Genomic DNA, 20,525 nt, shown 5'->3' on the forward strand with positions numbered 1-20,525 from the left:
TATCGGGACAAGTTGTACTTTTGCCGGAAGACTACCATTTACATTTTCCTTTCTGCATGAAGTATTTGTTTGTTGGCGCGGTAGCCTTGGGGCTGTTGACGGTAAGTGAAGGGGCGCAGGCTCAAAGCAAAAAGAAAGGCAGCTCAGGCGCTGGCTACCAGACGGGCATCGGCCTGCGCGGCGGCGGCTGGTCGTCGGGCCTCACAGTGAAGCACTTTCTCAGCGGCAAAAACAATGTGGCGTTTGAAGGCCTGCTGACGCGCGAGTACGCCGCCCGCGGTGGCCGCGTCACCCTGTTGCTGGAAAAGCATCTGCCCGTTTCGGATTTCAAAGGCCTGCAGTTTTACTACGGCGCCGGGGCCCATATTGGCTCCTACCGGGGCCGTTACTACTTTGAAGACGTGCGCTTCCGTCGTAACAAAGACAAATACTACTACCGCCAGTACTGGTATGATGACACCAACTACATTGTAGGCGGTGCCGACCTAATTCTGGGTATTGAGTACAAGATGGAAGACCTGCCCTTCACGCTTGGTGTCGATTACAAGCCGTTCTTCGAGGTGTTCGATGGCTACACGGGCTTCTATAATGATGCGGCAGTAAGCCTGCGCTTTGCCTTCTAAGTCCTCACTACAGCATATTTTTACTGTCTGGCCCCGTATCTACGGGGCCAGACTTTTTATATAAATTTTCCACTATTACATATAACCAAAATTCAGTACCTTCCGAAGCCGGCTAATCGGTTTTAGAAGGATACTGCTGATGACAACTGTTCGTTTCCTGGTGTTGGTGAGCGTACTGCTGCTGGGTTTGCAAAGCCAGGCTCAGCACCTGCCCCGCGCGCTTACCCGGCCCGGTATATTGCAGGAGGCTACCTCCCTCCGTGCTGCCCGCACCACCTCTACCCGGCCCGGCAGAATGGTATACTACAGCTGGAACCCCGCGCAGGTCGCCTGGACTCAACCGTTGCTGAACCAGCTCACCTATACCTCCCAAGGCCAGCTCTCCGAGCGCCTCACCTCCGACTCGACTACTGCCACGGCATTTCAGCGCGTTGCCTACACCTACGACAGTCAGGGAAATCTGCTGGAACAGACAGTCCAGACTGGCAACGGCCTGCCCTGGGTAAATCAGTTCCGCTACCTCACCAGCTACGATACCCAGAATCAACTGATTGAAGAGCTCAGCCAAATCTGGATGAACAACGCCTGGCAAACCACCGACGGCTACCGTTACCAGAATACCTATGCCGGCTCCGTACTCACCCAGCAAATAGTACAGCTGTTCAGCGCCGGTACTTTCGTGAATGACACCCGCTTTGACTACACGCTTACCAATGGCCAATGGACCGAAGTTACGGCCCAGCGCTGGACGGGTACCGGCTGGATGAATGAGGAACACATCTTGGACCTGACATGGTATAGCTGGGCCAATCGGCAGCCGGCCGGGTTCCGGGTGCAGACGTGGCAGAACGCCGGACAGTGGGCCGATTTTCAGCGCTACAGCATCAGCTACTCGCCTACCGGCACCACAGTTCAACTGCTGGAAGAGGCATTGCCAGGTGGCAGCTGGCAGAATTTCGCCCGCTACACCACCCCCTTGGATGCCCAGGGCAACGACCTGGGTTACCGCCAGGAAGACTGGCTGAACGGCGGTTGGGTGCTTACCAATGAAGTACGCGCCCAGCTCCGCTACGATGCCCAAAACCGGCTCATCAAGCGTATTGAGCAGCTATATTCTCCCATTACCGCGCAGTTTTCTAACCAGCAGCTGGTTACCTACAGCAACTTTCAGAACGTGGTTACCACCACCGCAGCCGCTCACCCCACCATGCGGCTTCTCCTGTATCCGGTACCGGCTACCGACGTCCTCCATCTGGAAATCAGCCGCCTTCCGCTACAGCTGACGGGGATACCACTGGAAATCCGGGCGGCCACGGGACAGGTGGTGCAGCGCCAGGTAGTACAGCCCCAATCAGGCACGCTCCGGATCAGCCTGCCCGTTCAGATGCTGCCGCCCGGCCTATACAGCCTGTATCTGCACACGCGGGAGGGCCCGGTAGTGCAGCGGTTTTTACGCGAGTAAACTGCCAAAAAAGGCTCTGCCGCCGGAGCAACAGAGCCTTTCCTTTTAGGTAAAACGCGTTACCGAACCCGATAGTAGCGGTGAGGCCGGTAGTTGTAGTACGGGCGCGGAGCCGGCGTCACAATAATGGGCCTTGGCGCCACCACCACCGGAGCCGGCCGGTAGTATGGGCGGTAGGCCGGCCGGTAATAGGGCCGTGGACGAACTACTACGGCGGTAGTAGCAGGCACCGTAGCTACGCAGCTGGTTAGCAGAGAGGCAGCCGTTACAAGCAGTACGGCTACCAGGGCCGGAAATTTCAGTAGGTTTTTCATAAGCAAGTCACGTAACAGGGCTACTCCGTTGCGGAGCGGCCGGGTTATCAGTTGGACGATGCTCACCGGGCAAGGTTTAATGCCAGAGGGCCCGGTTTGCGGAAACCGGGCCCTCTGGCATTAATAGGAGACGAGCTGCTTACTTCTTCACGCCCCGATACTCGTCGTTGAGGTGCTTGAGTACGGTGTTGGTGATGTCGAGGTCTTTGCGGCCGTAGGCAATGGTGCCGCTGGGGGCAGCAATCAGAATCAGGCGGTAGCCGTTGCTTTTGCCGTATTTCTCAATTTGCTTGTTGATGCGCTCCAGTACCTGCTGGGTCATTTTACCTTCCTCTTCCTGGGCCTGGCGCTGCAGTTTTTCCTGCTCCTGGGCCACCTGCATCTGGCGCTGCTGCAGTTGCTGCTCGGTGGCGGCGCGCTGTTCCTGCGTCATGCTCTCGGCTTTCTGCTGATACTGCTGCACGGCCGTCTGGAAGCCGCGTACCAGCGTCTGGTTCTGGGCTTCCCAGCGGCGGGCCTTGGCCTCGAAGTTCTTGCGGGCATCTTTCATCCCCTGGTAGCCATCCAGCAGCTTGCCTGATTCCACGTAGGCTACTTTCTCCGTATCGGCTACGGCTACTATATCATCCACCTCCTCCTCCGCCGGAGCAGTGGTTACGGTGCCCGTAGAGTCGGTGGTTTTTACCACGGCCACTGGTTTGCGGGTAGCAGCAGCGGGCTTGCCGGCAAAATGCAGGTAGAACAATACGGCTACGGCAATAGCCAATACTACATTGATGGCCAGCTGGAGAGAATTTTTCATTCAAAAACAGAGGAAAATAATGAAAGTGCCGTTGGACGGCCAGCCAAAAGTACGGGAAAGTTGGCGTTGCACCGAGGTGGGTGGCAGGTAGCCGGTACCAGGCAATACATGACGGAATGGTCGGCCTGAAGGTAGAGTCGGGTAATGACCGGTGGGTTGCCCCGGCTATACCTTCAGCAGCCCGCTCACGACTTATTTCGCTTCCTCCTCGCCGGCTTCCTCGTCTTCCTCGGTTTCTACCTCCGTCGGCTTGGTGGGTTTTTCGTCGAAGGGAGCAGCCAGGTCGGTGCGGCTGGGCGTGGTATCGGTGCGGCCTACGTGTACCAGCGCGTCGCCCTGGTTTACTACGGGCATGTGGTTGAGGCCGATAATGTAGCCTGCCACCGGCGACTCCAGCCGGACGGAATTTTCCCCATACGGGTCGGCTACGGAGCCAAACACCTGCCCTTTTTCAATGTACTGACCCAGCTTTACCAGGCTCCGGAACAAGCCGGCGTATTTGGCCCGCAGCCAGGTGGAGCGCATGCACACTACCGTAGGGCGGGCCGGCAGCGCCGTTTCGGGCAGCATGTCCAAATGGTGCAGTACCCGCAAAGTACCGGCAATGCCCAGGTCGATGCCTTCCTCATCGAGCCGCAACGACTCCCCGGTTTCGTATACGATAATACGGCGGCCCTCCTGCATGGCCGTTTCGCGCAGGGAGCCGGGCCGCAGGCCGGCGTGCAGCGTAAACGGGGCCCCAAACGCATCGGCCAGCTCATCGGTTTCGGCATCCTGGTGCAGCAGGCAGCGAATCTGGGGAATATTGGCCCGCGCCGCGCCGCCCGTATGAAAGTCAATACCGTAGTCAATCAGCGGCATGATTTCGCGCATGAAGCGGTGGGCCACGCGGCTGGCCAGGGAGCCGCGCGGGTTGCCCGGAAACGAGCGGTTCACGTCTTTGCCATCGGGTACTTCCCGTGAGAAGTTCAGAAACCCGTAAATATTGAGGATGGGAATGGCAATGATAGTTCCCCGGAGCGGCCGCAGCATATCGCGCCGGATCATGCGGCGGATAATTTCAATGCCGTTCACCTCGTCGCCGTGCATGCCGGCCATCAACAGCACCGTCGGGCCGGGCTCCGTGGAGCGGAATACGTGTACCGGAATATCGATAACCGTACCGGAAGGCAGCCGCGAAATCACCAGTCGCGTGAGGACCCGTTCGCCGGGGGCAATGGTCAGACCATTCAGACAGAGGGGCTCGGGAGTAGCGGCAAAGGGCAACGGCAGATACCTTATGACTCAGGCCTCCAGCCCCGAACCGATGAAGCAAACCTGTGCTCGGCGCAACGCTGGAGCCCTGCACCACGGCCCCTGTACCAAGGCCTTCCTGCCACCATCCACCCACTGTACCCGATACGGATTACCGTTCCGGAAGGTACAAAAAACTGCTGCTTTCCTGAGCCAGCGCGTATTCTGCCCTGGAGAGCCGCTTAATCCGGCTGCGAGTCGGGCAGTGGTGCTGCCGAAGCCTGCGGAGTCGTCCGCTTGCTCTTTTTCTTTTTGGCCAGCTCCACGGTGTACTCAATGATTTTGCCGGCAATATCGAGGCCCGTAGACTTCTCAATTCCCTCCAGGCCCGGTGAAGAGTTGACCTCCAGCACCAGCGGTCCGCGCTTGCTCTGGAGCATATCTACGCCGGCAATGCCCAGCCCCAGCGCTTTGGTAGCCAGCAGTGCGGCCGCTTTTTCGGCCCGACTGAGCTTTACCAGCGTGCCCGAGCCGCCCCGGTGCAGGTTGGACCGGAACTCGCCCTCTTTGCCCTGGCGCTTCATGGCTCCCACCACTTCGCCGTTTACCACGAAGGCCCGCAAATCGGCTCCTTTGCTTTCGGCAATGAATTCCTGAACAATAATGCGGGCCTTGAGGTTGTGGAATGCCTCAATGACCGATTGAGCAGCCTTTTCTGATTCGGCCAGCACCACGCCCAGGCCCTGAGTGCCTTCCAGCAGCTTAATGATGACGGGCGCGCCACCCACCTGCTGAATCATTTCCGGCACATCGTCGGAATAATTGGTGAAGGCCGTTTTGGGCATGCCTACGCCGGCGCGGGCCAGAATCTGCATGGAGCGAAGCTTATCCCGGCTGCGTACAATGGCCTGGCTTTCTACGGCGGTGCGCACCTTCATCATTTCAAACTGCCGCACCACAGCGCAGCCATAAAACGTGACGGAAGCCCCGATGCGCGGAATGATGGCATCAATACCTTCCAGCTTCTGGCCCTGGTAGATGATGCCGGGCTTGCCTTTTTCCAGCACCAGGTTACAGTGCAGATGGTCCACTACCACAGCCTCATGCCCGCGCTGCGCGGCGGCTTCTACCAGGCGGGTGGTAGAGTATAGCTTTGGCTCACGCGAGAGAATAGCCAGTTTCATTGAGCAGGAATAGGTAATGGAAGGGAATACGAGCCGAAGTGCGCCGGCACAAAGATAGGCGCAGCCAGGGGGCGCACCTCATAGTTCAGCGGGCCGCCGGCTGATTTTTGTACGAAAGATTCCGCCGCGCTACATCTACAACCAGGCGTGCCTGCCGGAGCAGCACCCGGCCAATCAGCACCGGATACTTCATATCGGAGCGGTCTGAGAGAGAAAACTCCGTGTCAAACACTTGCCCAAACAGCCGGATGCCGGCCCGGATAACGTACCGCTCCTGCACCTCGCCGTTGGATGACCGAATGTCGCGCAGGGAAAACTCCTCAAACTGCATAGGCGAGCCATCAAAATTGGGGTGCGAGGGGTCCAGCAATTGCACATGCAGCACCCGCCGGCCGTCGGGGTGGGTTTCCACGTGAATGTTGGAGCAGTGGATTGCGCCGGTGTAAGCGCCGGTATCTACTTTAGCCTCCACTCCCCACAGCTGAAACGCCGGAAAGTCGACCAGTTCCCGCCGCCCCACGGTCCGCTTCGGTACGCGCTGCTTCATAGCAAAGGTGAAATGGTGAAGTAGTGAAATGGTGAGTTTGCCGTGCTGCCAGCGCAATATGCACAGGCAGCGCTAATAGAACGAAAAACTCACCATTTCACTACTTCACTATCTCATTGCTAGCCCTTGTAGCTGATGCGGTACACGGCGTCGTTCTGGTCGTCGCTGACCAGCAGGGAGCCATCAGGGAGCACCAGCAGGCACACGGGGCGGCCCCAGGGCGTCTGGCCCTGCAGCCAGCCATCGGCAAAGGTTTCGTAGCTCACGGCCTGTTTGCCGGTGGCATCCAGCTTCACCAGACTGATGCGGTAACCAATTTTGCTGCTGCGGTTCCAGGAGCCGTGCTCGGGAACAAATATCTGGTTACGGTATTGGGCTGGAAATTTGGTGCCGGTATAAAACTTCATGCCCAGGGCCGCCACATGGGGGCCCAGCTTGCGGGCGGGCTTCACGTACGTATCGGCCGATTTGCCCTTGCCGAACTCGGGGTCGGCCACATCACCGGCGAAGAAATACGGAAAGCCAAAGTGCTGACCAGGCCCGGCGGCGCGGTTGAGCTCATCGGCAGGCAGGTTGTCGCCCAGCTGGTCGCGGCCGTTATCGGTAAACCAGAGGGCCTTGTCGCGCGGACTCCAGTCGAAGCCCACGGTGTTGCGCACGCCGTAGGCGTAGGTTTCCAGACCGGTACCATCAGCATTCATCCGGTTGATGGTGGCATAGATGGGCTCCTCAGGCAGACAGGTATTGCAGGGTGCGCCCACCGGCACGTAGAGCTTGCCATCGGGCCCGAAAGCAATGTAACGGTAGCCGTGCCACTCCTTATCGGGCAGTTTGCCATACACGACCACTGGCTTCGGCTTCTGCTTCAAACGGGCCGCAATGTTATCGTAGCGCAGAATCCGGTTGATTTCGGCTACGTACAACGCGCCGTTGCGCACGGCCACGCCGTTGGGCGCGTTCAGGCCGGTGGCAATGGTTATTACTTCGTCGGCACGGCCATCCTTGTTGCGGTCCGGCAGGGCATACACCTTGTCGTCCTTGGTGCCCACGTACACGGTGCCGTCGGGGCCCACGGCCAGCTCCCGGGCGCTTTTCACGTTGCGGGCAAAGTAGCTGATGGTGAAACCGGCGGGCAGCTTGATTTTGCTCAGATTGACATCGGGGGCCGGTGCCGATTTGGGCTCGGGCACGAAGGCAGCCAGCGGAGCCAGCAGCAGCGGGAGGAGAAGGCGCGTGTTCATACTGCCACTAACCCGCTACTGCCGTTGAAGGTTGCTTTAGCCCGTTGTTAGTTGTCAGTTGCTGGTTGTTAGTGCGGCACCAACAATCAGCAACTGACAACTAACCCATTTATATCCGGTCGGTGCGTTGGCGGAGCAGGCGCTCATACTCGCGCTCCGAGAGTTGGGATTTGCCGAAGCCGCCGTACACGCCCACTCCGTTCATGAATACGCCAATACCCCAGAACACCGTCGACCATACGGGCCAGGGAATACCACCGTGGCTGTGCCGGTCCGTGAGGGCCCAGATAGTCCAGAGCAGCGCATTCACGGCGAAATACGTAAACAGATGGGACTTGAATTTAGCACGAGCTTTTGCCATACGCCACAGTTGGGGGTCACGAGCCGGAGTTTCCATGATGGGGTTCAGATTACAGGTGGTTGACTGAAACAAACGTATGGTTTTCATCAATATACACAAACTGCTATTTACCCAAGCGGCAGTTTCGCGTACTTGAATCGTCAAAAAAGCCGTCCGAACTGTTTCGGGCAAGGGCTTCCCCATTTTGCAAAATCACCACTTCACCACTCATCCCAGCCGCGAGACGCCGCCAGACACAATGAACTTCATTACCTCCGAGCTGGGCAGGTCGAGGTAAGTGACGTTCTGCACGGGCACCAGCACCAGTTCGCCCGAGAAGTTGTAGGAGTGCGGGAAGTACACAGCCAGCAGATCGTCGCGGTGGATGGCCTGCATGCTGGGCTGGGTGACGAAGCCCATCTTGAAGGTCTGGTCCGTGGCGCTCATACGTACCAGCACCGGACGGTTGAACTTCTGGTTGTCGCCCACGAAGGCGTCGAACAGGTCTTTCAGGCTGGAATAGATGATGCTCACCAGCGGCGTGCGGTGCAGCAGCCGCTCCGTAATAATGAGAAACGGCCGCACCAGAAACGATTTGGCTACGAACCCCACGGCCGTTACCAGCAGCACGGCTACCACCAGCCCCAGACCGGGCACATCGAAGCTCAGCCCCGCGAACAGCTCGTTCAGCCAACGCAACAGCGCGTACAGGATATAGATGGTCAGCCCGATGGGGGCCACAATCAGAAAGCCGCTGAGAAAGTAATTGAGAATGCGCCGCATTGGTAGAATGTAAATAGCCGGGAAGGCCCGGCTGCGGTGCAAGAACGCAACCGGGCAGCATATCTGCATCAAAAAAGGCCTTCCCAACTACTTTGGAAAGGCCTTTTACAGGACATTTTGAAAAGTTAGACTACGTGTTCTGCCACTTCCTCAATCCGGTCCTTTACGCGCTGCATCAGCCACATGGGCGTGCTGGTGGCACCGCAAATACCTACTGATTCAGCTCCGTGGAACCACTCATCGTCCAGCTCCTGCTCGTTTTCCACGAAGTAGCTGCGTGGGTTGGTTTTGTTGACTACGGAGAACAGGGCTTTGCCATTGGAGCTTTTGCGGCCACTTACGAATACTATTACGTCGTGCTCCACGGCAAACCGGGCCAGAGCCGGCTCCCGGTTGCTGACCTGCCGACAGATGCTGTCATTGGCATCAAACGACTCCAGCGAGCCGCCGGCCGCCTGAATCCGCTCTTCCATCAGGGCTTTCATGTGGTAGAAGCCGGCCGTGCTCTTGGTGGTCTGGCTGAACAGCGTGACAGGGCGCGTAAAATCCACCTGGTCCAGATCCTGCTCCGTCATAACAATGACGGCCTGGTTGAGCGTCTGGCCCGTGAGGCCGGTTACTTCGGCGTGGCCTGGCTGACCGTAAATTACAATCTGACCGTTCTGACGGGTACTGGCATCGAAGGCGTGCTTTACCCGGTTCTGCAGTTTCAACACCACGGGGCAGGAAGCGTCAATCAGCTCAATGTTGTTGCGCAGGGCCAGCTCATACGTGGCCGGCGGCTCGCCGTGGGCCCGGATGAGCACCTTGGCGTCGTGCAACTCTTCCAACTGCTCCCGGTCGATGATGCGCAACCCCAGCGCATGCAGGCGCTCCACCTCCATGCGGTTGTGCACAATGTCGCCGAGGCAATACAGGGTTTCCTGCTGGGCCAGCTCGTCTTCGGCCATCTGAATGGCAAACTCAACGCCGAAACAGTAGCCGGAATTTTTATCGATGGTGACGTTCATGAGCTCCTTGTTTAGCGGGGAAGCCATCAGGGGGTAAGCTGCGGACGGCTCCTCTGAAGTCCGCAGGGTAGCGAATCCTGTGCCGTAATTTGAAGTATAACAGCCGAAAGCAGTTTTTCCTTCCTTGACCAAATAATTCTAGTGAGTATTCCGGTGCTCCCCGCCCGCTGCTGCCAACGAAAACAGGGAAGCCGATACGCGCTCCAGCACAAAATCCACCTGTTCGTCAATCATCATGTGAGTTGTGTCGAGCAGCACGGCATCGGGGGCGCGGCGCAGGGGGCTCTCGGTGCGGGTAGAGTCGAGGTGGTCCCGTTTGCGCAGGTTTTCTACAATATCCTCTACCGGTACCTGCTCGCCTTTCACGGCCAGCTCTTCCTGGCGGCGCAGGGCGCGGGTCAGCACATCGGCCGTCATAAACACCTTTACTTCGGCATCCGGAAAAACGGTGGTGCCAATGTCGCGGCCATCCATCACAACGCCGCGCTTGCGGGCCATGCGCTGCTGCTGGCGCACCATAGCGTGGCGCACGGCCGGAATGCCCGATACCTCGCTGACCAGGTTGGAGATGCGCATCTGCCGGATTTCATCTTCCCGGATGGTGCCATCCAGACACAGCTCATTGCGGCCAGTTTTGCGGTTGCGCTTGAACGTGATGTGCATCTCGTGCAGGGCCTGCTCAATGCGCGGTAAATCCTCGAAGCTGATACTGTTCTCCAGCAGGTACAGTGTTACGGCCCGGTACATAGCTCCGGTATCAATGTAGGCGTAGCCCAGTTCGGCGGCTACTGCCTTGGCCGTGGTGCTTTTGCCGCAGGAAGAATAGCCGTCGATGGCAATGACGATTTTTCGCATGACAGGTTCGCTGCTTGGCTCAGGCTGACGGGAAGGACTCACTAAATCCAGGTTTTACGGCCTGGCTTGGCAGCCAGACGCTCGGGTACACTCGCAAAAAACGTCGCTACTGACTGGCTCAGGCCCTTGGTCAGCTGCTCGCTTACGCGGTAAAAAGGGTTAAAGAAATTCACCTCGTCGATGCCAACGCCGGTAGTGCCGTCGCGGCCTTTCGCCCACTCGCCTTTGTAGGTGTTCACCATGCACTGGCCCAGAAAGCAGCCTAAAGCAGTGATTACACCTTGGCGCTCAGCCTCCTTAATAGAAGAGCGCTGCTCCTCAATAAACTCGGCGAGGCGCTGCACAGCAGCGGCATCGTAGGTATTTACACGTAGCTGCTGACGCACGGCTTCGGCGGCCGTAATAAGGGAGGCAATCGGATTTTCGTCGGGCATGAGGTGCGGGTTAGTTGACAGCGGACTGCGGATTGGCTTGCTGCCAGTAGGCGTAGGTGCGTAAAATCTTCCGCATATCCTCCCGCCACAGCTTGCCTTTGGAAATTTGTGTAGCCAACTCCGGACAGTCGCCCACCAGCGGCAGCATGGCCTCAATAAAGGCACGACGCCCAATGGGTACCACCACCGCGTCACCGGTTGTGGACTGCACCACTAATTCGAATACCGAAGCCGGAATACCATTTACGCTAGGCTCACCGAACAAAATCAGCCGACGCGGCACTTTAAAGGCGGTGAGTTGGCCGTATTTGTAGAGACGATGCGCAAACACAGCTTCCAGGTTGCCTTTTTTGACTTTCAGGTTGCGTAATACTTCAAACGTATCCTGACCGGTTACGTAGGCTTTCACCTGCTTGGCTTGGTAGGTAACGGTGTCTTTTTTATCCTGGGACAATACGCTTAGCTGACCGGGAACACCCACGTACAATAATCCTTCCTGCCAGGCTCCGCCCTCGATTTTATACGTGCCTACCGTAGCGGGCGCAGGAATATACCGGTACGTCATGGGTTGATGATACATCGGTATGGGCATAGGGGTAGCCATTCGCGGAGGCGAGTACGTTGGCATCATCTGCCCGCATAGAGTGTATGGGCTCACTAACAGGCCTACAATCAGCAGGGCATACCAGAAGATGTGTTTCACGGATGCAGACAACGTGTAGCGTACAGAAATAACTAATCCGGCCAGAATCACTAAACAGAGTTAGTGACTTTCGCAGGGGCAGGGTACTTTGCCGAACTTGGCTTTACGCTTCATGGAGGCAGTTTTTTTCTGCTGCGGAGTGCGCGCGACGCAACCGGCCGTCAGCAGGCCCGAACCCCCAAGCAGGGCGGCCAGAAGCAAAGTCACAATCTTTCTCACGGCGCGGATTTTCGGCAAATATACGGTTCTTTACCCGTTGACCGCCCCGCGACTGTACTTTTCCCTGATCCTCTCCCCTGCCCTATGCCCGCCGAATTTCAACTGCACGCCAACGTTATTAACCTGTTTGACAACACCATAGCCCCGGCCACTCTGCACGTAGCGGCTGGCCGCATCCAACGCATTGAGCCCACCGGCGCTACTACGGCTGATCCGACGTTACCCTATGCGCTGCCGGGTTTTGTAGATGCCCACGTGCACGTGGAAAGCTCACTGCTGGTGCCCTCCGAGTTTGCCCGGTTGGCCGTGACGCACGGTACCGTCGCCACCGTCTCGGACCCGCACGAAATTGGCAATGTGCTGGGAGTTGTCGGTGTGCAGTATATGCTCCGGAATGGGGCTCAGGTACCCTTTAAGTTCTGCTTTGGGGCCCCATCCTGCGTGCCCGCCACACCATTTGAAACTGCCGGGGCCGAGATAACCGCTCAGGATATCGAGCTGCTGTTCCGCGACCATCCCGAAATCGGCTACCTGGCGGAGATGATGAACTGGCCGGGCGTGCTGAACCGGGATGAGCAGGTGATGGAAAAAATCCGGCTGGCCCAGCAATATGGCCGCCCTGTGGATGGCCACGCTCCCGGCCTGCGCGGCAACGATGCGGCACACTATGCCTCCGCCGGCATCAGCACCGACCACGAGTGTTTCACGGCCGAGGAGGCCCTCGACAAGCTGGCCGTGGGGATGAAAGTGCTGATTCGGGAAGGCTCCGCGGCCCGCAACTTTGAGGCCCTCATCGATTTGCTACCCGAGCATTACGAAAACCTCATGTTCTGCTCCGATGATAAGCACCCCGATACGTTGGTGCTGGGCCACATCAACCAGCTGGTGCAGCGTGCCGTGGCCCGGGGCCAGGAGGTGCTGAAGGTGCTCCGCGTGGCCTGCCGCAACCCCGTGGAACATTATAAGCTGCCCGTCGGGCTGCTCCGGGAAGGGGACCCCGCCGACTTTATCGTGGTGGATAACCTCACCGATTTTGCCGTTCGGCAAACCTACCTGAACGGCGAGCTGGTGGCCGACAACGGCCAGACGCTGATTCCGGCGGTACCGGTGGCGGTGGTCAATAACTTCGATACTAACCCAGTGCAGCCAGCGGATTTCCAGCTGCCTGCACCGCAGGCAGCGGCCACCGTGCGCGTAATTGAGTGCTTCGATGGGCAGCTTATTACCGCCCGCCAAGATGTGCCGGCCCGCGTGGAGAATGGACTGGTAGTAGCCGATGTACCTCGTGACGTACTGAAGCTCACGGTAGTAAACCGTTATCATGCCGCCCCACCGGCCGTGGCCTTTATCCAGGGCTTTGGGCTGCAGCGCGGGGCGCTGGCCAGCAGCGTTGGCCACGATTCCCACAACATCACCGCCGTCGGCTGCGACGACGCGAGCCTGGCACGGGCCGTAAACCTGGTTATTGAAGCCCGGGGCGGCCTGGCCGTAGTGGAACCCGATGGCCGGGAATTAATCCTGCCCCTGCCGGTAGCTGGCCTGATGTCGGATCAGCAGGGTCCAGAGGTAGCCGCCGCTTATACGGCCGTGGATACGCTGGCCAAAGAGTTGGGCTCTTCGCTGCAGGCTCCCTTCATGACGCTGTCGTTTATGGCACTACTGGTAATTCCCAGCCTTAAACTCAGCGACAAAGGCCTGTTTGATGGCGAGTCGTTCCGGTTTGTAGAGGCCGTAGTGTAAGAATAGCAGTCAACGAGAAAAGCCAACAGGTAGAGTACCGACAGTCGTGCTGTTCAGTACTCTACCCGTTGGCTTTTTCTCGTTGAACTAGGGTTAAAACCGCTTTTTCAGCAGCTTTTCCATTTTTTCCTCCGTCAGGGGTTTGGCCAGGTACTCCACGCCTTCGTACTGCGCTACGCGGGCAGTATCGGCGGCGTGCATAGAGGTGGTAAGTACCGCCATAACAGTTTTTTCGCGCACCGATTCCGGCAGGGAGCTGAACAGCTTCAAAAACTCAAAGCCATCCATGCCAGGCATTTTCAGATCCACAAATACCAGGTCGGGTGCTTCGGCGGCAGGCTGCTCACCGTTGGGGCCGCCCCATAGCTCCTGATATGCCTGCTCAGCCTTGCTGAAGGTGTGGATTTGCTCCGCCACTTCCAGCCGGTTCAACAGCCGGTTGTTCAGAAAGCTGGTAGTTTCATTGTCGTCTACCAGCACTACATTCCGGAGCTTCTTGGTCATAAGGAGGAAAAGAATAAAACAGCTAACGCGGCAGCGCGGCTTACAGCCAGCCCTGTTCCCGCATCCAGTCGTCGTTGTAAATTTTGCCGAGGTAGCGGGTACCGTGGTCAGGCAGAATAATGACCATCGTATCACCTTCCTTGAGGTGCTCTTTGGCATATTCCAGCGCGCCATGCACTGCCGAGCCGCACGACCAGCCCACAAACAGGCCTTCTTCCTTGGCAAGGCGGCGCGTCATCAGTGCCGCATCCTTATCGGTTACCTTGATAAACAGATCAATCAGGTCGAAGTTTACATTTTTAGGCAGAATATCTTCGCCGATACCCTCCGTTTTATACGGATAGATTTCGTTCTCATCGAAGATGCCGGTTTCCTTGTATTTCTTGAAAACAGAGCCGTACGTATCTAGCCCTATCGCCTGCAGGGCAGGGTTTTGCTCCTTCAGGTACTTAGCGGTGCCGCAGATGGTACCACCAGTGCCTACCCCCGCCGCGAAGTGCGTAATGGTGCCTTCTGTTTGCTGCCAGATTTCGGGGCCGGTGCTCTCGTAATGCGCCGCCGTATTCGACATATTGTCGTACTGGTTGGGGTAGAACGAGTTAGGCGTTTCCTCACTCAGGCGCTTGGCTACTGAATAATAGGAACGGGGGTCCTCAGGAGCCACATCTACAGGGCACACCACTACCTGCGCCCCCACGGCCCGCAGAATATCCTGCTTCTCTTTGCTCTGTTTGTCGCTCATCACGAAGATGCACTGGTAGCCCTTCGCAATGGCGGCTAGCGCCAGGCCCATGCCGGTGTTGCCGCTGGTGCCTTCAATAATGGTTCCGCCCGGCTTCAGCAGGCCTGCTTTTTCGGCATCTTCCACCATTTTGATAGCCATGCGGTCCTTCACCGAGTTGCCAGGGTTGAAGTACTCTACTTTAGCCAGGATAGTGCCTTTGATACCGGCAGTTACGCTGTTCAGTTTGACCAGCGGCGTGTTGCCGGTAGCCTCTACAATGTTGTTCAGGTACATTTCGGGTGAGAGAAACGAGTGGTAATGCGAGAGAGGCCGCAAAGGTACGGATTCCGGGCGGGAGCAGCAGGCTGTGCGTGCAGATCGACTGCTAACCTGATCCGCTGATTGGATCATGTATATCCGGGGAATGTGGCCTGCGGAATCCGGGAAGGATGGTAAATCGGATAAATCCGGGATTCGCTTCGCCCGACAGGCAAAAACCTCTACTTTTGCCCCGCCGCCGGCTTGGCCGCTGCGGCAGTATCCCACCCACACATCAGCATCTTCCGCTAACCCCACTTCTTCTCATGAGTGTTCTGGTAAACAAGGATTCCAAAGTGATTGTGCAGGGCTTTACGGGCTCCGAAGGCTCGTTTCACGCCCAGCAGATGATTGAGTACGGCACCAACGTGGTGGGTGGCGTAACGCCCGGCAAAGGCGGTACCCAGCACCTGGAGCGCCCCGTGTTCAACACCGTGGCGGAAGCCGTGGAGCAAACCGGCGCCGATACCAGCATCATTTTCGTGCCGCCGGCTTTCGCCGCCGACGCCATCATGGAAGCTGCCGACGCGGGCATTAAAGTTATTGTGACTATCACCGAAGGCATTCCGACCAAGGACATGATTGCGGTGAAGGAGTACCTGAAAGGCCGCGAAGGTCTGCGCATGATCGGGCCCAACTGCCCCGGCGTAATGACCGCCGGCGAGTGCAAAGTGGGCATCATGCCCGGCTTCATCTTCCAGAAAGGCCGCGTAGGTATCGTATCCAAGTCGGGCACCCTGACCTACGAAGCCGTTGACCAGCTTACCAAAGCCGGCCTGGGTCAGACCACGGCCATCGGCATCGGCGGTGACCCCATCATTGGCACCACTACCAAAGAAGCCGTGGAGCTGCTCATGAACGACCCCGAAACTGAGGGCATCGTTATGATTGGTGAAATCGGTGGCGGTATGGAAGCCGAAGCTGCTCGCTGGATCAAGGAAACCGGTAACAAGAAGCCCGTAGTAGGCTTTATTGCCGGCCAGACCGCCCCTCCCGGCCGTCGCATGGGCCACGCTGGCGCCATTGTAGGCGGTGCCGACGACACAGCTGCTGCCAAAATGGCTATTATGCGCGAGTGCGGCATCCACGTAGTAGACTCGCCCGCCGAAATTGGCGACACGATGCTGCGCGTGCTGGGAAGCAAATAATTGCTATTCTAATTTGTCTGCTTAAACAAAAAGCGGCTTCCGGCTTCGGAAGCCGCTTTTTGTTTAAGTGGATTTTACCAGCTTGGTTGTTCCATTCGGACTGATAATGGGAGTGCCCTCTACCGGCTCAGAATAGCCACCCATCTGCTAGGATAATGCATTGACCCCATTTTTTTGGTCCTTTATCTAAGCCCTGTTTCAATAGTATAGATTCTTAACGCTGAACTGATAACTTTGGAAACAGAGGGACCACCTGGCCCTCACCTCCACCGTTACTGCATGAGAAAAGTTATACTTTGGGTTTTCCTGTTAGTACTGCTGTGTCAAGTACCGGGGCAACTTCGGGCTCAAACGAATGCCGCCGCACCTGCTCCAACCAACCAGCCTGTGCCCAGATGGACGGCTATCCTGACGGCGCATCCCGATGACTGGCAGCTATTTATGGGCGCGGCTATTTGCGAAGAGGCGCAGCATTCCCGCCGCAAGCTTGTCTTTATCTGCCTGACCGGCGGACAGGCAGACGAGCCATCCGACCTGTATTGGAGAAGCCGGGAAGCTGGACACCGGGCCTCGTTGCGCCAGTCTGTAGAGCTGAATAAAACAGCTCCGGCGGGCACCACCGGTACCGTAGCAGTAAACGGGCATACGATTGATATGTACCGCCAGCAAAATGTAGTAGCCTTCTATCTGCATCTGCCGGATGGTGGGGTTGGCGGTCGGGGCCTGTCGCGAGGCGGCTTTCAGAGCCTGCAGCAACTGCGCGATGCCGGGCGGCCTCTTACGCCCCTGAACGGTGGGAAGGCATACGCTTCTTGGGAAGAGTTGAAGCAAACCATCCGGGGGCTGCTGGCCCACGAAGCTATCAAGGGGCAGCTTACGATGCATATTCCGCTGGCTGATGCCCGCTGCAACCCCGGCGACCATTCCGACCATTACATGGCGGGCTCCCTGGCTCTGCAGACAATGCAGCAGCTGGAGTGTCGCTTTTTTCAGTACGTTGGCTACGACGTAAGCAAGCGCCCTGTTAATCTCTCGGCTACGCAGCAGAACAATCAGCGCCAGGTATATAAGGCTTACTGCCAAACTATGACGGCTGCGGGGCAGGAAGACCCCTGGGACGCCAAACACCTTGCCTTTATCGGTCATCAGTACATGCAGGTGAAGCACCAGACTGGTCCGCAGCTGCAGCCGGCACCTTCCCTGCTGCCAACTCCCCCCGCTGCTCCGCAGGATGAGGTTGATGAAGAAGCCTTGCTGGAAGCCAAGCTGGTACTAGAACCCGCCTATCCTAACCCCTTCTCAGAATCCAGCCAATTAGCGTATAACGTACCTGTAGCAGCTAATGTATGGCTGCGCATTATGGATATGCAGGGCCGCGAGGTAATGACGCTGTTGAATGGTTCACTGCAGTCTGTTGGACGCCATGAGCAGTGGCTGGATGTGCAGCGGTTTCCGGCATCCGGCAACTACATTGCTGAGTTGCGGGTAGGCCACCACCGGCGGCGTCACACCTTATCCGTGGTCCGCTAGCAGCTACACCTTTTTTTCTGCTCTACCTTTGCCGGGCTGGCTCTGGGCCGGCTCTATATACTCCACCCCTACCCCGCACATGCGTACCTCGCTTGCCGCTGCCTGGCGCTGGCGCCCCACTTCCTTTGTTCTGCTGCTGTTGGCACTTGTGCTGCAGGCATTGCTGGTGATGCGAGCTTTTGGAGCACTGCTTCTGGAACCTAGTCAACACCTGCTGGTAACTACTCAGGACGGCGCTAAAAATTACTACACGTTTCAGGCCTACATTCAGCAGCCGTGGTCCAACGGACTGACGTGGTTTGGCATGATGAACTATCCTTTCGGGGATTACTTGTTCTTCACGGATAACACGCCGTTGCTGGCCGTGCCGGTGCGGCTCTGGTCACACTACATTTCCGACCTCACGCCGCACGCGCTGGATGTGTACCACGGACTGATGCTGGCAGGCTTTTTCCTGAGTACGACGTTGCTTGTGGCAATACTGCGCCGGCTGATACGGCACTGGGGCCTCGTGCTGGTCTTTGCCTTGGTGCTGCCCTGGCTGAATCCGCAAACCAGCCGCCTGCTGGTGGGCCACTTCAACCTCTCCTACAGTTGGATTGTGCTGCTGGCCATCTGGGGGCTGCTGGGACTATACGAGCGGGTACAGGCTGGGCGGTCCATACGGCCGTGGGTAATGGTGCTGCTGGTGGGCTCCGTGGTGGCCGGCCTGATTCACCTGTACTACCTGCCGCTGCTGGCGCTTACGGTAGCCGGTTTCTTCGCCGCGTGGCTGCTGCCGAAACAGCAGTGGCGCAACCGTACCCTGAGCGCAGCCGCTGTGCTGCTTACGCTGGTGCCCACGCTGCTGTGCTTCCTGGTGGTACGCCTCACCGACGGCTACCGCACGCTACGCAGCATGCAGGCCACCGGCTTCAATTATGCCCCTTGGAAACTGCAGCTGTCGGCGCTGGTGAAGCCGGGCAGCTATCAGACGGTGCATTTCTGGCTGGAGCCCCGTGCCGAGCCCACGTACGAGTCGGTAGCTTACCTGGGAGCGTTTGCGCTGTTTGGCCTCACCTTTTTTGCAGTAGCCTGGCTGGTGCGGCGGCCGGCGGCCCGCGTATTCTGGCAGGCCTGGAAAGCGGCTCCCGAGCGGGCCTTTCTGCACCTGCTGCTGCTGGCGGCTCTGGTAGGACTGGGCGTTTCGCTGGGCACCGAGTACGCCGTGGCCGATGACCAGTACGTGTTCCAAAACTATTTCAGTGCCTTTTATTACCTGCAGAAAATCACCAAAGTGGTTACCCATTTCCGGGCTGTGGGCCGGTTTAGCTGGCCCTTCTTCTGGGCCGTGAACCTAATGGTGCTGGTGGCCCTGGATTTCTGGCTGCGCCGGAGCCAGTGGCGGGGCCGCTGGGTGGTGGCCGTGGCTCTGGTGGTGCTGGCGCTGCTCGATACGCGCGACACACTCAAGCACTACCGCAAATCATTGCTGCCTAATCTGCTTACCAATGCGCCGGCATTCCCAGAGCTGCAGCCCTTACTGAGCGGCCTGCAGCCAGGGCAGTATCAGGCCATTCTGCCGGTTCCCTTTTTCCATGTGGGCAGCGAAAACCTGAAGTTGACCGTGGACGACGACAACGCCCATTCTCTGCATGCCTACGAGCTGGCCCTGCACACCAACCTGCCGTTGATGGCCAGCAAGCTTTCCCGTACCCCTGAGGAGCATATAAAGCAGCTACGCAGCATATTTGGGGAGCAGGGTCCCGCGCCCGAACTGCGCCAGCAACTGCAGAAGAACGGCAAGCCGGTTCTGGTGCTTCTGGATGAGCGGTTTTATACCGGTGCCGATACCACCTTCAAATATCAGCAGCACAACCCGCTGGCTCAGCAGTTGATTGAAGCAGGTACCACCCTGCCCCAACGGCTGCAGCTCACGCCGCTGGCCCGCAGCGGTACGTTACGCCTGTACCGCTGGGACGTACGCTGATTCTTTGTCCTTCGCCTCAGAATTGCTGCGCTTTTACGCCCGACGGCGGCTCAGAATCCGGAGTAAGTTTGTGGTTTCCGTAAGCAGAATCCGTGGGTTCAGGCGCGAGAAGACGATGCCGGGCTTTAGCTCCACGGGCTGAGACAGTACCTGCATGTGTTTCGTGCGGGAAGCCAACAGCAGTAGCTCCAAATCGAAGAGGTACCGTTGGGTGGTAGTTCGCAGGAACAGTTGCCGGCCCGTGGCATTGAACCCCTTCAGACCACACTGCGTGTCCTCTACGGGCAGACGCAACACGTGGCGGGTAACCCGGCGCAGCAACCGGGAAACACGACGACGCGCCGGTGGTACATGGGCATAATACGCTGCATCCCGCACACCTACCACAATATCCGCCCCCGACTCTACCAACCGTTGGTACACGGCGGCCATGCTATGCTCCTGATATGGAAAATCAATATCCGTGAACAGACAATACGGTTCCTGAACTTGGGCCATACCCTTGCGCAGCGCGTGACCTTTGCCGTGGTTAGTGGCATAGGTGACGTACGTAAACCAGCGGCCCAGCGCGTCCTGCAACAATTCAATATCGGCCGCAGTTACCGCAGCTTCCGCCCCATCATTCACCAGGTACAGATGCACAGGTACCGGGGTGGGAAGCAGTGTTTGCAGCCGTTGCAAGCTGGTCAGGATGTTGGCGGCCCAGCCAGCGGGTGGAGAGTAGCAGGGCAATACAATGGCCAGTTGCGCAGAGGGCTCCGGGGAGGAGAAAGACATACAGCAGGACGGGTAGGACCGTAAAGGTACGGCTCAGCCCGTTGTGAGTACCGGAAAGCGGCCAG

20 protein-coding genes and 1 pseudogene are annotated in these 20,525 nt (G+C 57.9%); 6 read left to right on the forward strand and 15 right to left on the reverse strand.

What is annotated here, in order from left to right; genetic code table 11:
- The first annotated feature begins 56 nt into the window (after nt 1-56).
- Both EI291_RS12515 and EI291_RS12520 read left to right on the forward strand, forming a co-directional pair.
- The gene (locus EI291_RS12515; protein WP_125420350.1) at nt 57-623 is read left to right on the forward strand and encodes a hypothetical protein; all 567 of its coding nucleotides are present in this window, start codon (nt 57-59) and stop codon (nt 621-623) included.
- 139 nt (nt 624-762) lie between these two features.
- A complete protein-coding gene (locus EI291_RS12520) occupies nt 763-2,085 on the forward strand; it encodes a hypothetical protein (protein ID WP_125420352.1) in 1,323 nt (440 codons plus the stop codon).
- A 59-nt stretch (nt 2,086-2,144) separates the two neighbouring features.
- Here EI291_RS12520 and EI291_RS12525 read toward each other — a convergent pair whose 3' ends face one another.
- The 12 genes from EI291_RS12525 to EI291_RS12580 form a co-directional block, all read right to left on the reverse strand.
- Complete coding sequence (locus EI291_RS12525) at nt 2,145-2,399, reverse strand: hypothetical protein (protein ID WP_125420354.1); 255 nt, start codon at nt 2,397-2,399, stop codon at nt 2,145-2,147.
- Nucleotides 2,400-2,538: 139 nt separating this feature from the next.
- Entirely contained in the window at nt 2,539-3,201 is a 663-nt protein-coding gene (locus tag EI291_RS12530; RefSeq protein ID WP_125420356.1) for an OmpH family outer membrane protein, read from the reverse strand.
- A 192-nt stretch (nt 3,202-3,393) separates the two neighbouring features.
- The gene (locus EI291_RS12535) at nt 3,394-4,467 is read right to left on the reverse strand and encodes a succinylglutamate desuccinylase/aspartoacylase family protein (protein ID WP_125420358.1); all 1,074 of its coding nucleotides are present in this window, start codon (nt 4,465-4,467) and stop codon (nt 3,394-3,396) included.
- Between the two features lie 209 nt (nt 4,468-4,676).
- Nucleotides 4,677-5,618, reverse strand: coding sequence for a 30S ribosomal protein S6--L-glutamate ligase (gene rimK, locus EI291_RS12540; RefSeq protein WP_125420360.1), 942 nt, complete (start codon nt 5,616-5,618; stop codon nt 4,677-4,679).
- A gap of 85 nt (nt 5,619-5,703) precedes the next feature.
- Nucleotides 5,704-6,165, reverse strand: coding sequence for an ATP-dependent zinc protease family protein (locus EI291_RS12545; protein ID WP_125420362.1), 462 nt, complete (start codon nt 6,163-6,165; stop codon nt 5,704-5,706).
- A 119-nt stretch (nt 6,166-6,284) separates the two neighbouring features.
- The gene (locus tag EI291_RS12550) at nt 6,285-7,406 is read right to left on the reverse strand and encodes a PQQ-dependent sugar dehydrogenase (protein ID WP_125420364.1); all 1,122 of its coding nucleotides are present in this window, start codon (nt 7,404-7,406) and stop codon (nt 6,285-6,287) included.
- 109 nt (nt 7,407-7,515) lie between these two features.
- Nucleotides 7,516-7,767 (reverse strand): 2TM domain-containing protein, encoded by a 252-nt coding sequence (locus tag EI291_RS22875; protein ID WP_170172623.1) that lies wholly within the window; start codon nt 7,765-7,767, stop codon nt 7,516-7,518.
- A gap of 207 nt (nt 7,768-7,974) precedes the next feature.
- A complete protein-coding gene (locus tag EI291_RS12560; protein ID WP_125420368.1) occupies nt 7,975-8,529 on the reverse strand; it encodes a DUF502 domain-containing protein in 555 nt (184 codons plus the stop codon).
- A gap of 125 nt (nt 8,530-8,654) precedes the next feature.
- Nucleotides 8,655-9,539: a 4-hydroxy-3-methylbut-2-enyl diphosphate reductase gene (locus EI291_RS12565; protein WP_125420440.1), complete on the reverse strand. Its 885-nt coding sequence runs from the start codon at nt 9,537-9,539 to the stop codon at nt 8,655-8,657.
- Between the two features lie 138 nt (nt 9,540-9,677).
- Nucleotides 9,678-10,394 (reverse strand): (d)CMP kinase, encoded by a 717-nt coding sequence (gene cmk / locus EI291_RS12570; RefSeq protein WP_125420370.1) that lies wholly within the window; start codon nt 10,392-10,394, stop codon nt 9,678-9,680.
- 41 nt (nt 10,395-10,435) lie between these two features.
- Nucleotides 10,436-10,828 (reverse strand): hypothetical protein, encoded by a 393-nt coding sequence (locus EI291_RS12575; RefSeq protein ID WP_125420372.1) that lies wholly within the window; start codon nt 10,826-10,828, stop codon nt 10,436-10,438.
- Nucleotides 10,829-10,838: 10 nt separating this feature from the next.
- On the reverse strand, nt 10,839-11,393 hold the full coding sequence (locus tag EI291_RS12580; protein ID WP_125420374.1) for a hypothetical protein: 555 nt from the start codon (nt 11,391-11,393) through the stop codon (nt 10,839-10,841).
- Nucleotides 11,394-11,834: 441 nt separating this feature from the next.
- Here EI291_RS12580 and ade point away from each other — a divergent pair, with 441 nt between their 5' ends.
- A complete protein-coding gene (ade, locus tag EI291_RS12585; RefSeq protein ID WP_125420376.1) occupies nt 11,835-13,490 on the forward strand; it encodes an adenine deaminase in 1,656 nt (551 codons plus the stop codon).
- A 93-nt stretch (nt 13,491-13,583) separates the two neighbouring features.
- On the opposite strand, the gene EI291_RS12590 is transcribed toward ade, so the two are convergent.
- A complete protein-coding gene (locus tag EI291_RS12590; RefSeq protein WP_170172624.1) occupies nt 13,584-13,994 on the reverse strand; it encodes a response regulator in 411 nt (136 codons plus the stop codon).
- A gap of 43 nt (nt 13,995-14,037) precedes the next feature.
- Nucleotides 14,038-15,012, reverse strand: a pseudogene (locus tag EI291_RS12595) (PLP-dependent cysteine synthase family protein); the annotation flags it as partial.
- Nucleotides 15,013-15,302: 290 nt separating this feature from the next.
- Between EI291_RS12595 and sucD the strand changes: the two are divergent.
- From sucD to EI291_RS12610, 3 genes are all read left to right on the forward strand, one after another.
- Nucleotides 15,303-16,184 carry a succinate--CoA ligase subunit alpha gene (gene sucD / locus EI291_RS12600; RefSeq protein ID WP_125420382.1) on the forward strand — a complete coding sequence of 294 codons (882 nt, stop codon included), beginning with the start codon at nt 15,303-15,305 and terminating at the stop codon, nt 16,182-16,184.
- Nucleotides 16,185-16,571: 387 nt separating this feature from the next.
- Nucleotides 16,572-17,714, forward strand: coding sequence for a PIG-L family deacetylase (locus tag EI291_RS12605; RefSeq protein WP_170172625.1), 1,143 nt, complete (start codon nt 16,572-16,574; stop codon nt 17,712-17,714).
- 79 nt (nt 17,715-17,793) lie between these two features.
- Nucleotides 17,794-19,683, forward strand: coding sequence for a hypothetical protein (locus EI291_RS12610; protein ID WP_125420386.1), 1,890 nt, complete (start codon nt 17,794-17,796; stop codon nt 19,681-19,683).
- Between the two features lie 33 nt (nt 19,684-19,716).
- Here the strand turns inward: EI291_RS12610 and EI291_RS12615 are convergent, their stop codons facing one another.
- Nucleotides 19,717-20,460 carry a glycosyltransferase gene (locus EI291_RS12615; RefSeq protein ID WP_125420388.1) on the reverse strand — a complete coding sequence of 248 codons (744 nt, stop codon included), beginning with the start codon at nt 20,458-20,460 and terminating at the stop codon, nt 19,717-19,719.
- Nucleotides 20,461-20,525 lie beyond the last annotated feature (65 nt).

This window comes from Hymenobacter rigui, assembly GCF_003944715.1.
In the GTDB taxonomy this organism is placed as follows: Bacteria; Bacteroidota; Bacteroidia; order Cytophagales; family Hymenobacteraceae; genus Hymenobacter; species Hymenobacter rigui.

Excerpts from the sequence above, each read along its gene's own strand:
- EI291_RS12515 (WP_125420350.1), top strand. The coding sequence starts at position 57 with ATGAAGTATTTGTTTGTTGGCGCGGTAGCCTTGGGGCTGTTGACGGTA.
- EI291_RS12520 (WP_125420352.1), top strand. The coding sequence starts at position 763 with ATGACAACTGTTCGTTTCCTGGTGTTGGTGAGCGTACTGCTGCTGGGT.
- EI291_RS12525 (WP_125420354.1), bottom strand. The coding sequence starts at position 2,399 with ATGAAAAACCTACTGAAATTTCCGGCCCTGGTAGCCGTACTGCTTGTA.
- EI291_RS12530 (WP_125420356.1), bottom strand. The coding sequence starts at position 3,201 with ATGAAAAATTCTCTCCAGCTGGCCATCAATGTAGTATTGGCTATTGCC.
- rimK (WP_125420360.1), bottom strand. The coding sequence starts at position 5,618 with ATGAAACTGGCTATTCTCTCGCGTGAGCCAAAGCTATACTCTACCACC.
- EI291_RS12545 (WP_125420362.1), bottom strand. The coding sequence starts at position 6,165 with ATGAAGCAGCGCGTACCGAAGCGGACCGTGGGGCGGCGGGAACTGGTC.
- EI291_RS12550 (WP_125420364.1), bottom strand. The coding sequence starts at position 7,406 with ATGAACACGCGCCTTCTCCTCCCGCTGCTGCTGGCTCCGCTGGCTGCC.
- EI291_RS22875 (WP_170172623.1), bottom strand. The coding sequence starts at position 7,767 with ATGGCAAAAGCTCGTGCTAAATTCAAGTCCCATCTGTTTACGTATTTC.
- EI291_RS12560 (WP_125420368.1), bottom strand. The coding sequence starts at position 8,529 with ATGCGGCGCATTCTCAATTACTTTCTCAGCGGCTTTCTGATTGTGGCC.
- EI291_RS12565 (WP_125420440.1), bottom strand. The coding sequence starts at position 9,539 with ATGAACGTCACCATCGATAAAAATTCCGGCTACTGTTTCGGCGTTGAG.
- cmk (WP_125420370.1), bottom strand. The coding sequence starts at position 10,394 with ATGCGAAAAATCGTCATTGCCATCGACGGCTATTCTTCCTGCGGCAAA.
- EI291_RS12575 (WP_125420372.1), bottom strand. The coding sequence starts at position 10,828 with ATGCCCGACGAAAATCCGATTGCCTCCCTTATTACGGCCGCCGAAGCC.
- EI291_RS12580 (WP_125420374.1), bottom strand. The coding sequence starts at position 11,393 with ATGACGTACCGGTATATTCCTGCGCCCGCTACGGTAGGCACGTATAAA.
- ade (WP_125420376.1), top strand. The coding sequence starts at position 11,835 with ATGCCCGCCGAATTTCAACTGCACGCCAACGTTATTAACCTGTTTGAC.
- EI291_RS12590 (WP_170172624.1), bottom strand. The coding sequence starts at position 13,994 with ATGACCAAGAAGCTCCGGAATGTAGTGCTGGTAGACGACAATGAAACT.
- sucD (WP_125420382.1), top strand. The coding sequence starts at position 15,303 with ATGAGTGTTCTGGTAAACAAGGATTCCAAAGTGATTGTGCAGGGCTTT.
- EI291_RS12610 (WP_125420386.1), top strand. The coding sequence starts at position 17,794 with ATGCGTACCTCGCTTGCCGCTGCCTGGCGCTGGCGCCCCACTTCCTTT.
- EI291_RS12615 (WP_125420388.1), bottom strand. The coding sequence starts at position 20,460 with ATGTCTTTCTCCTCCCCGGAGCCCTCTGCGCAACTGGCCATTGTATTG.